Source organism: Burkholderia reimsis (assembly GCF_003294055.1).
Lineage (GTDB): Bacteria > Pseudomonadota > Gammaproteobacteria > Burkholderiales > Burkholderiaceae > Burkholderia > Burkholderia cepacia.
Window position 1 is genome coordinate 78,419 of sequence record NZ_QMFZ01000002.1, and the last position, 10,670, is coordinate 89,088.

A 10,670-nucleotide genomic window follows, 5' to 3' on the forward strand; every position below is an offset into this window, starting at 1 on the left:
TTCCGATGCTCGAACCGGGCGACGCACATTTTCATTCGATCGAGAAGTACACGCTTGCGCGGCTCGATGACGGCGAAAACGGACCACGTTATGCGGTTCGCTTTCCGAATGGGATTGTCGAGACCTACGAGCGCCACCCGGTTGATCCATCGCGCTGGCAGCTCCACTTGTACGAGACGCGAGATGGCCAGGCACTCACGCTTTCCTACTCGCCGACCGGTAGCCTGCGTGAAATCCGAAACAACGTCCATACAGTCGCGTGCCGGCACGATGAATTCGGCCGTATCATAGAAGTGCATTGGCTCGATGAGCACGGTGATTCAAAGCGCAAACTCGCCACGTATAGCTACGACGACCGCGGCGATATGATCCAGGCGGTCGATCATGGCAACATGATCTGGCGGTACTCATACCACGAGCACCTGCTCTCGAGCTACGAAACACCGACCGGCGCAACGTTCGTGTCCGAATGGGACGGCGTTACCCCGCAGTCGCGTTGCATACGTACCTACGCCTTCACGCGCGACGACAACGGCAAGCCGCTGATCACACGCGACACGCGATTCGACTATCAAGCTCGGCTGCAGATGACACGCGTGACCAACATGCTCGGAAATACCACGATATACCGGTACAACGGATTGTGGGCGGTGGACCATGTCACGCATCCTGACGGCAGCACCGAGACCACCGAGTTCGACGAAACCGGAAATGTCGTAGGCCGCACCGATGCTCTTGGCCGCACACCCAAATCGGTGTGTGATGCGCAAGGCAATCCGGTTGCCATTCGAGATGCCGCCGGTCACCTGACACGCATCGAGTACAACGAACACAACCTGCCGACGCGAATCACTGATCCCGCCGGTCAGATCTGGCAGCGCGAATACGACGCGAACGGAAATCTGATCAAGGAAGTCGATCCGCTCGGCAACGTGAACGAAACGGCCTACGAAAACGGCTTGCCGAGCATGCATACAGACGCGCTCGGCAACGTTACGCATCTGCAGTTCAATAATGCAGGCCAGCTGATTGCCCACACCGATTGTTCCGGTTACATCACCCGGTATGCGTATGATGAGTTCGGCCAATTGACTGGTCAAACGACAGCGGTAGGGCAAACAGAAAATCTCCATAACAACGCTGCCGGCAAGCTTACTGCGGTCCAACCCGCTGGGCTTGGCATTTGGAAAACCGAATACAACCAGGCTGGGCGGCCAATCGCGCACATCGATCCGCTCGGCCGAACGACACGCGTCACATGGGATGCATACGGCGAACCTGTCGGTGTCCTCGATCCGATGGGTAGCGAGACGAAGTTTGGATACGATGAGCTCGGTCGACTGACCAGTCTAATCAACGCGAAAGGCGAGCGCTGCACGTTCAGCTACGATGCGTCAGGGCGCATCGTAGAGCAGATTGGTTTCGACGGACGTCGCCAGCAGGTCGTGTATAACTCCGCAGGCGAGCCGGTTGAGCAAATCGATCATGGTCAGGAAGGCCAACTGCGCATATCGATGCTGTACGACAGTCTCGGCCGCCTGATCGAGCGGCGGCTCGGAGACGGTACGCGTACTGCATTGGTCTACGACGAAAGAGGTTTGCTTACGCAACTGCGCCATCAGCCGACAAACGGCTCTGAGTCACAAGTCACCTACGAGTATGACGCGGCGAGAAGACGAACCGGGGAAGTGCAAGCGCACCACGGTCGGGTCTGGCGACTCCAGCATCAACTCGACGCTGCCGGCAACCGCAGCGAGACTCTGCTACCCGGTATGGGCATGCTCACCTGGCAGCGCTACGGCACCGGGCATATCCACGGACTGCTGCTGAACGGCGAGCCACTGGCGAACTTCGAGCGCGACGCGCTGCATCGCACGGTCACGACCACCCAAGGCCCGATCGCTCAGCTGTTCGATTACACCGACGCCGGCTATCTGAAATCACAACGTCTACAGGATCTCGATGAACGTGGTCAGCCGCGCACGGATCCGCGGCCGTGGCGTACGTGGAAATACGACCCCTCTGGTCAACTGACGCAGCAGGCCGATGCATGGCGCGGTATGCGCCATTATCGATATGATCAGCTTGCTCGATTAACAGGCGTCACTCGCACGCCTGGCGAGGCGAAACTTCGAGTTTCGAGCGAAACGTTCCACTACGATTCGACCGGAAATCTGTTTGCACGTGTCGCTGATGAAATCGAAGGCGACAATCCGACAGTTGAACACTTCACGCACGGAAATCGGTTGTCTCAGTTCGTAGACACCAACGGCGATAAGCGTTCGCAGCTCGCATTCGCATACGATGGGCACGGAAATCAGGTCAGCCAATCGATACAGCAAATCCGCGAGAGCGTTACGCCTGCACCACCACTCAAACTACTTGATCGAGTGTTCTCGAGACAGAGTGAAACTCAATCCATCCGTACCGCCGAAACGACAGCAGCGATGACAACACGCTACCGATACGATGGTGCGCATCAACTCGCAAGCATCGAGCACGCGGACGGCAGCCAAACCGAATACCACTACGATGCAATCGGACGGCGCATTGCAAAGATCCACAAGCCAGCGCGCGAAACGCCGCGTACAACGCTTTTTGTTTGGGACGGCGACTGGATGCTACAGGAGATCCGCGCGGGTGCGTCACCACGCGAGGATGTTGCCGTCACTTACATCGCACACCCTGACCATTCCGGTCCATTAACGAAACTGGAGGGTGGCAAGCGCTATCATTTCCTGAGTGACCATCTGGGCACACCGCAAGAACTGGTAGATGACGATCGGAAAGTTGTGTGGGCGGTGGATCTGAATGCCTACGGCGGTGCACCTACACATATCGTAGATGAAATCGACAATCCGATCCGGTTCCCCGGGCAGTATCACGATCTGGAATCGGGGCTGTACTACAACCGTCACCGATACTTTGATCCGCAGATTGGACGGTACGTTAACCAAGATCCGATCGGAATTTACGGCGGGGTCAATTTCTACGCATATGCTGCGGGAAATCCGCTGAGCTATACAGACCCGCGCGGCCTCGACAACCCGGGCATGGGGCCCTATAGCGTGCGTCCTAATCAATATGGTGCTTATCCAGATAAGAACGGAATTTATCCTCTCGCCCCAACAGGCAGCAAATGCGTCCAGAATTTCTTGCGCGCCAACTACGGATCGACCGGAGCGTGGGTAGCGAATGCAGGCAACATCCAACAGTACATCCCAAGCATGAATGAAGGATACGTTGAATCGCTTAAGACTGCGGGTGAAGTTGGTGCAGAAAAGCTAACCCTTACGAAAGGACCCGGTCTTGTTGGAAGGGCCATAAGTGGCATTTTCCCAGCGACTGCTGGCGTCTTAGGTACAGTCTCGTCATTTCTTTCCGGAGCAGCTGAGTTGGCCGGCGCGGTCTTCACTCCGTTTGGCACGGCTGCAATGGATCAGGCTCAGCACGCTTGCACGTGTCCCAATTCAGCATTCAAGAAATGAGAAACCAATGCCATTGATTACCATGCAACGAAGCCGATATTTCCCGGATGCCATGGGTTTGCTTGTCCTCATGATCCTTGTGGCGATCCTGTCGACTTTTGTATCGGCCTCCGAAATTTCCCGACCCTTGTGGGTTCCTATCTATGCCGCTTGGGCTGCGAGCGCGATTTTTGTCTGGCGCAAGGTTGAACCGGAAACGAAACCTTGGCTCATGATCGGATTGTGTTCGATAGGTGGCGCACTTCTATGGTACGTCGTGACCCGAACTGCCAGTCACTGGATATTTGGGGCCACGGAATCCGAGCTTTCCAAAGTCTTCGACCTACTGGTTGCACTGATACTTTCCCCCGGTCTGACGTTTGTTGCGATTGCTGGTTGGGTTCGTGCGGTTATACGGCGGAAACAAGGTTGATCTCGCTCAATGTGCAACTTGTTCACCCGGGCCGCCCAAGGAGCCGATTTGACGGGTGGTCGGATCGGTATGAGATCAATTCACTCTTGAACCAATAAGACAGGACGCCATCGCATGCCACCGCTCTCCATTGCCGAGATCGCGAAGCAATTCTTTGCGTTACAGAACAACCGGTTGTTCACGATCAAGACGCCGCTGTCGGGCCGGTCCGAACTCGTGCTCACGGAATTCACGTGCGAGGAAGGCTTGGGGAAACTGTTCGAGATCTGGCTCACACTGGCCTCGCAAGATCCGAACATCGAACTCAAGAAGCTGATCGGTAAGCCCGTCACGATCACCCTGCAGCTTACCGACGCACTCGCCAGCACCGACGAGCGATACTTTCACGGCTATATCACGGACTTCGAGCACATCGGCACGGATGGCGGCCTCGCCCGATACAAGGCAATCGCCCGTCCTTGGATCACGTTCATGGACCGTCGGCAAGACATACGGATCTTCCAGGAACAGACGGTCACCGACATCCTCGGTGCAGTACTGCAGCCCTATCGGAAATTCGGTGAAGTGGAGTTTCGCCTGCAGAAACCGACTGTCAATCGCAGTTACTGCATTCAGTACAAGGAAACAGACCTGACGTTTGTACTGCGGCTGATGCAGGAGGAAGGACTGTTCTTCTACTTCGAGCACGCGAAGGATGCCCACAAGCTGATCATCAGCGACACATCCGTCGATGCGAAGCCGATTGCCGGACGCAGCGCGAGCTTGCGCTACTCGACAGACGAAATTCTCGACGACGAACAGGTGATCACCGCATTCGCGGCACGTCGACAATTGACCTCCGGAAGTACGACGCTCAAGACCGTCGACTACAAAGCCCCAGCAGCACAACGGCAGGTTCAAGACGACACCGGTATCAATCAGGGTGACGTAGAAAATTACGAAGTCTACGACTACCTTGGCGCACATGGCTTCCCCGACAGTAGCAGAGGCGAGCAACTCGCCCGCTTTCGGAGCGAGGCACTCGCTGCGCATAGCAAGATTTTTGTCGGCAAAAGCTACTGCCGTCGCCTCACACTCGGCCATTACATCCAGGTCGAAGACCACTACGATCACGAACGAGTCCAGCCCGAAGACCGGCAGTTTCTTCTAACCTGGATTCGACACCACGGCACAAACAACTATCAGGCTAAACCTGGAGTTGCGACTTACACGAACGAATTTCGGTGCATCCGTAAGAAGATCGCATTTCGGCCGTTGCAAACGATCCCGCACCCGGTCATTCATGGCATCCAGACTGCTGTCGTGGTCGGCCCTAAGGGGGACGAAATCTACACGGACGAACTCGGCCGAGTAAAAGTCCAGTTCCATTGGGACAGACTGGGTAAGAAAAACCAGGCAAGTTCTTGTTGGATTCGCGTTGCCCAACCATGGGCAAGCGGCGGTTTCGGGATGATTCAGTTGCCCAGAATCGGCGACGAAGTGGTCATTGTATTCGGTGACGGAAATCCCGATCGGCCTCTGATCATCTCGTCCGTCTATAACGCGCAAAACATGCCGCCGTGGCAACTTCCGGCAAACGCGACACAAAGCGGGATTTTGACCAGATCTACCACGGGTGGAAGCTCCGACACCGCGAACGCACTGCGCTTCGAGGATAAAAAGGGGCAAGAAGAAGTCTGGTTACATGCCGAGAAAGATCAGCGCATCGAAGTCGAAAACGACGAATCGCACACGGTTGGTAACGATCGCGGCAAATCGATCGGCAACGACGAGAACGCGGCGATAGGTCGAAACTGGACACTTTCTACGGGTGGCGTCAAATTCGAGACGGTCGGACTCGGGAAAATGCTCAACGTCGGGCTCGCCTATAACGTCAACGTTGGTGGCCTGTATCGTGGCCGGTGTGACGATCATCGGCGGCGCTGTAATCATTGGGGGCGGTGCGCTCTACAATGCCATAACTGGCAGCAGCTCGCAGAGCCAAGCGAAAGCAAAACCGGCTACAGATGCAGCGCCTTGTCCGAACGATCCATGCAAGCAGTTGAACGACGAGGTGAACCGCGCAAAAGATGTCGTCGGCAAACTCGGCGGGTGTACACCGGCTATGAGAGGTTACGACTTGACGGTTCGTTACAACGCTTGGCTTGGTCTTGCGAAGGCGAGGTCACAACGCGAGCAACGGTGTTGGAACGGTGGGGACCAAGGCCACCAACAAGCAATGGCAGATGCATGGGCGATGGTAGGAAAATGCAAACAGCTGATGACGGGCGTTTAGTGATGGAACGTATTAGACAAGCTTTTTCCGAAAGGAAGAGGCCGATGTCGGTCGTTCCAACAGTCTCACCGGACACGAACGACTACTACGACGCATTACACTTCTCAAACCTGCTCTGGGACGAGACGACTGCTTACGACTGGACAAAGTACGCGGATGCTATCTACAGATTCACACCCGAGGCGTTCTGCTACTTTCTGCCCGGTATCATGCGTGTCTCGATCCAAGACAATCAGGTCGCGTTGACGGTCATCGAAAGTTTGATGGGGTCGCTGGACAGGTCGCCGGTTGTGGAATACTGGGATGACTATTTTTTGCAGCGTTGGCCCAAGCTGACAGACGTCGAGTGCGACGCTGTAATCGAATGGCTTCTCTGGCTCAACGAACATCCTCTATCGCCATTCTCGGAAGACACGATTCTTCGAGCGTGCGAGACCTTGGAACTGGTAAAGAAGCATCGGACGGAGTAGCAGCCACATGAAGGCTATTGTTCGCAAGGGCGATTTGACGGACCACGGCGGTGTTGTTCTAGAAGGCTTCTCTAGTGCCGACTTTAGTGGCAGACCCGCCGCCGGACTCGGCCATATGGTGTCCTGCCCAAAATGCGGCGGTGTATATCCAATAGTCCAAGGCTCGAGTCAGTATTCGATCGAAATGAGACCAGTCGCACTGCACGATATGAAGACGGCGTGCGGCGCCTCATTAATTGCCAGTCAGCAGGAATTTCTGGCAAGCGAGTAAGCGCGACTTAGTCTTCGAATTCAGATTGCCAACGATATAGCTCGCGATGTCGAACGTCCGAAACAGGCGCCGAACTAAGTCAATCGATCTGACGCTGTCTGTTTGATCTAGTCCAGCCTAGCTAGCGTCGGAAGAACGCGTTGAGGACGGGTACCCGCACGGTCAGCACTGTAGCGCATGTCGTTGACGGAGGGTGGCCAATATGTGGCCTATGTCATCGCAGGCATGCCACTTCAGACGAACGCAATTGGAGGAGGCCTGGCCGAGTTACGCTCTGCGTAGCTTAGTGTTAGCCGTTCGCGCTCCCCGCTCCTGCCTCTGCCGATAAGCGTTCGAAGTGAAGTGGCGGTTGAGGCCCTCAGTGCGGCAACAACGACGCGATGATGTCGATCTAACATTGCGTCAAAATCCCACACTGCCAAATATTGACCCGCCGATTCTCGCAGAGCGAGTCAGATCTTATCCCGAACGCGCGGGACGCCGCCTTTTATTCAAAGACAACTTATTGAGACTGCGGACATCTTTTTTGAGAAACAACAGCCGTGGCGCTACCAAGCACGCTAGCAAGGCCCCCGTACCGGCAATCGTCAATCAAACTGTACCGGTACTGTACAGAAAACCGTCGCTAAACTGACCTCCATCCCAGTCCAGAACAGAATGGAGAATCCGCGATGGAATTCCTCACCCTGAGCGCGCTGCCCGCCGGCATGCTGTTTGCGCTCGTCACGTCGATCACGCCCGGCCCGAACAACACGATGCTGCTCGCATCCGGCGTCAATTTCGGTTTCCGCCGCACCGTGCCGCACCTGTTCGGCATCAGCACCGGCGTCGCGATCCTGATGCTCTGCGTCGGCTTCGGCCTCGGCGAAGCATTCAAGCGCCTGCCGCTGCTCTATACGATCCTCGAAGTCGCGAGCGTCGCGTACCTGCTGTACCTCGCGTGGCGCATCGGCACGTCGGGCGAAGTGAAGGCACACGGCGGCAAGCCGCGGCCGATGACGTTCATCGAAGCCGCCGCTTTCCAGTGGATCAATCCGAAGGCATGGATGATGGTGCTGACCGCCGCGACGACGGTCCGCCTGTCCGGCGACTACGGGATGAACGCCGCGTGGATGGCCGTCGTATTCATTCTGATCGGCTTTCCGTGCATCAGCCTGTGGGCCGCGTTCGGGCTCGGCCTGCGCCGCTTCCTGTCGAAACCCCGCGCGCTGCGCCTCTTCAACGTGACGATGGCCGTACTGCTGATCCTGTCGCTGTACCCCCTGATCGCGCACCTGCTGCCGCAGTGAGCGCTCACGGCGCGCCCGTTGAGATTCGTGCCATGCAGGCGTACCCTTTTGGTACGGGCGCGCGCAACCGCTTCGCCGGTTGCGCCGCTGCTGCCGGGAGAGTGCCGATGAAGCCACTGCTGAGGGCGGGTGAACACATCGAGGGGATGCACTGGATCGCCGAGTATCGCCCGCTCACGCACGAGATTCGTGTGTTGCGCGAAGACATCGAGATCGGCATCTATTGCGCGCCGCCGACGATGTTCGGCGAAGAGGAAGACATGGGCGCCGCGAACCTCTCCGATCATCGCAGCCGGGAGGCTGCGCTGCGCGCGTATCTGCGCAACTTCGTGAAGGAACACGACGCGGAAGAATAACCGGCGGCCCGACGGCCGCCGTATCGGCGGGCCGGCGCATCGCACCGGCCCGCGCGTCGCTCAATGCCCGAGCGATTCGATCTTGCCCGCCGGCTGCGTCACGCCATGCGGCCGCGCCATCTGCTTGATCAGCAGCGCGACACACGCGAGCAAGCCCGCGACGGCGATCGTCGCGAACACGCCCGCGAACGAAAAATGCCGGCGCGTCAGCTCGGCGACGAGGAACGATCCCGCAATCCCGCCGAAGCGGCCGACGCCGAGCATCCACGCAACACCCGTGCCGCGCCCCTCGGTCGGATAGAACGCGGCGGCGAGCGCCGGCATCGACGATTGCGCGGTGTTCATCAGCACGCCGGCCACGAACACGACCAGCACGAGCAGCCCGACGTTGCCGGCCGCCTGCCCGATCGCATACACGCTGACGGCCGTCAGCGCGTAGCACACGGCGATCACGCGGTTCGCGTTGAAGCGGTCCATCAGCACGCCGCACAGCACGGCACCCACACCGCCGAGCGGAAACAGCGCGGAGATCAGCGTCGCGCTCTTCGGCGTCAGCCCGGCATCCTTCAGCAGGATCGGCATCCAGTTGATCGACGCGTAGAAGATCACGAGCCCCATGAAGTACGCGAGCCACAGCATCACCGAGCCGACGATGTACGAGCGCGACAGCACGACGCCGAGGCCCTTGCTGCCGGTCTGCGGCGCGGCTTCGGTCATCGCGAACGAACCGGCGTTCAGCGCGTCGCGCGAGATGCGCGCAAGCGTTGCGCGGATCTTGTCGACATGCTGGCCGCTCGCGACCATGAAGCGCACCGATTCCGGCATCTTCAGCAGCAACAGCACGCCGAGCAGCAGCGGCGTCACGCCGCCGAGGATCAGCACGCTGCGCCAGCCGAAATGCGGAATCATCCACGCGGCCAGGAAACCACCGAACGCGGCGCCGAGCGGGAAGCCGCAGAACATCAGGTTGATCACGGTCGCGCGGCGCTTGTCCGGGCAGAACTCGCCCATCATCGTGACCGCGTTCGGCATCGCCGCGCCCAGCCCGACGCCGGTGATGAAACGCAGGATCGTCAGGTGTCCGATGGTCGTCGAGAATGCGGACATCAGGCATGCGACGCCGAACAGGAATACCGAGCCGAGCAGCAGCGAACGGCGGCCGAGCCGGTCGGACAGCGGGCCCGACACGAGCGCGCCGCACGCGAGGCCGAACAGCGCGGCGCTGAGTACCGGTGCGAGATCGGGCTTGGTGAGGTTCCATTCGCCGAGCAGCGACGGCGCGATGAAGCCGATCGCGGCCGTATCGAAGCCGTCGAGCAGCACAATCACGAAACACATGAGGAACACGAGCCATTGAAAGCCGCCGAACGGCTGCTCGTTGATGAAGGTCTGGACATCGACCACGGGTGCGCGATTCATCGCTAGTCTCCTGTGTCGATCCAAGCTGGCGCGTTAGCGCCTACGTGGATCCCATGCGTCGTGGTCGACCGGCGTTGGCGCGTCAGCGCTTACTCCGGTCCCATGCAACGCTAATAATGTATGAGCAATACGGCATGGCAGCCGCGCCCTTCCTTTGTTCGTCCACCAATCATCCGGTGTGCCGTGCGCCGATGCTCTGCCGGCGCGTTCATCGATTCCGTCGTCGACGGCCCGCTTGCGACAGCGGGCCACGCGATCGGTTGCGGCCGCCCTCAGCCGGCCGCGCCTGACCGACCGTCTTACGCGGCCGCGTCCTGTTCCTTGAAGATCTTGTCCGCGAGATGGAACGCGGAATTCGCGGCCGGCACGCCGCAATAGATCGCGGTCTGCAGCAGCACTTCCTTGATCTCGTCGCGGGTCACGCCGTTGTTGCGCGCGGCGCGCAGATGGAGCGCAAGCTCCTCGCCGCGATTGAGCGCCACCATCATCGCGATGGTCAGCAGGCTGCGCGTATGGCGCGGCAGGCCGTCGCGCGTCCAGATCTCGCCCCATGCATAACGCGTGATCAGGTTCTGGAATTCGTCGGTCACCTCGGTACGGTTCTCGATCGAACGATCGACGTGCGCGTCGCCGAGCACCGCGCGACGCACCGTCATCCCTGCTTCGTAACGTTCCTGGTCGTTCATCGCC

General features: G+C 58.6%; 8 protein-coding genes and 1 pseudogene. 7 read left to right on the forward strand and 2 right to left on the reverse strand.

Annotated elements, in window-relative coordinates:
- The first annotated feature begins 5 nt into the window (after positions 1–5).
- The 7 genes and pseudogenes from DPV79_RS03270 to DPV79_RS03295 all read left to right on the forward strand — a co-directional run bounded on the left by DPV79_RS03270 (position 6) and on the right by DPV79_RS03295 (position 8,561).
- Positions 6–3,488, forward strand: a complete 3,483-nt coding sequence (locus tag DPV79_RS03270; RefSeq protein WP_113044770.1) for an RHS repeat-associated core domain-containing protein — start codon at positions 6–8, stop codon at positions 3,486–3,488.
- Between the two features lie 7 nt (positions 3,489–3,495).
- Entirely contained in the window at positions 3,496–3,900 is a 405-nt protein-coding gene (locus tag DPV79_RS41945; protein WP_133295611.1) for a hypothetical protein, read from the forward strand.
- Positions 3,901–4,014: 114 nt separating this feature from the next.
- A pseudogene (locus DPV79_RS03275) lies at positions 4,015–5,790 on the forward strand (type VI secretion system Vgr family protein); the annotation flags it as partial.
- A 163-nt stretch (positions 5,791–5,953) separates the two neighbouring features.
- Positions 5,954–6,175, forward strand: a complete 222-nt coding sequence (locus DPV79_RS43815; RefSeq protein WP_425267346.1) for a hypothetical protein — start codon at positions 5,954–5,956, stop codon at positions 6,173–6,175.
- 477 nt (positions 6,176–6,652) lie between these two features.
- The gene (locus tag DPV79_RS03285) at positions 6,653–6,916 is read left to right on the forward strand and encodes a PAAR domain-containing protein (RefSeq protein ID WP_113044771.1); all 264 of its coding nucleotides are present in this window, start codon (positions 6,653–6,655) and stop codon (positions 6,914–6,916) included.
- A 671-nt stretch (positions 6,917–7,587) separates the two neighbouring features.
- On the forward strand, positions 7,588–8,205 hold the full coding sequence (locus tag DPV79_RS03290) for a LysE family translocator (protein WP_113044772.1): 618 nt from the start codon (positions 7,588–7,590) through the stop codon (positions 8,203–8,205).
- 107 nt (positions 8,206–8,312) lie between these two features.
- Positions 8,313–8,561: a hypothetical protein gene (locus DPV79_RS03295; RefSeq protein WP_027790093.1), complete on the forward strand. Its 249-nt coding sequence runs from the start codon at positions 8,313–8,315 to the stop codon at positions 8,559–8,561.
- A 60-nt stretch (positions 8,562–8,621) separates the two neighbouring features.
- Here DPV79_RS03295 and DPV79_RS03300 read toward each other — a convergent pair whose 3' ends face one another.
- Entirely contained in the window at positions 8,622–9,980 is a 1,359-nt protein-coding gene (locus DPV79_RS03300; protein ID WP_113044773.1) for an MFS transporter, read from the reverse strand.
- A 299-nt stretch (positions 9,981–10,279) separates the two neighbouring features.
- Positions 10,280–10,666, reverse strand: coding sequence for a 4-carboxymuconolactone decarboxylase (gene pcaC / locus DPV79_RS03305; protein WP_021157590.1), 387 nt, complete (start codon positions 10,664–10,666; stop codon positions 10,280–10,282).
- Between the last annotated feature and the right edge of the window lie 4 nt (positions 10,667–10,670).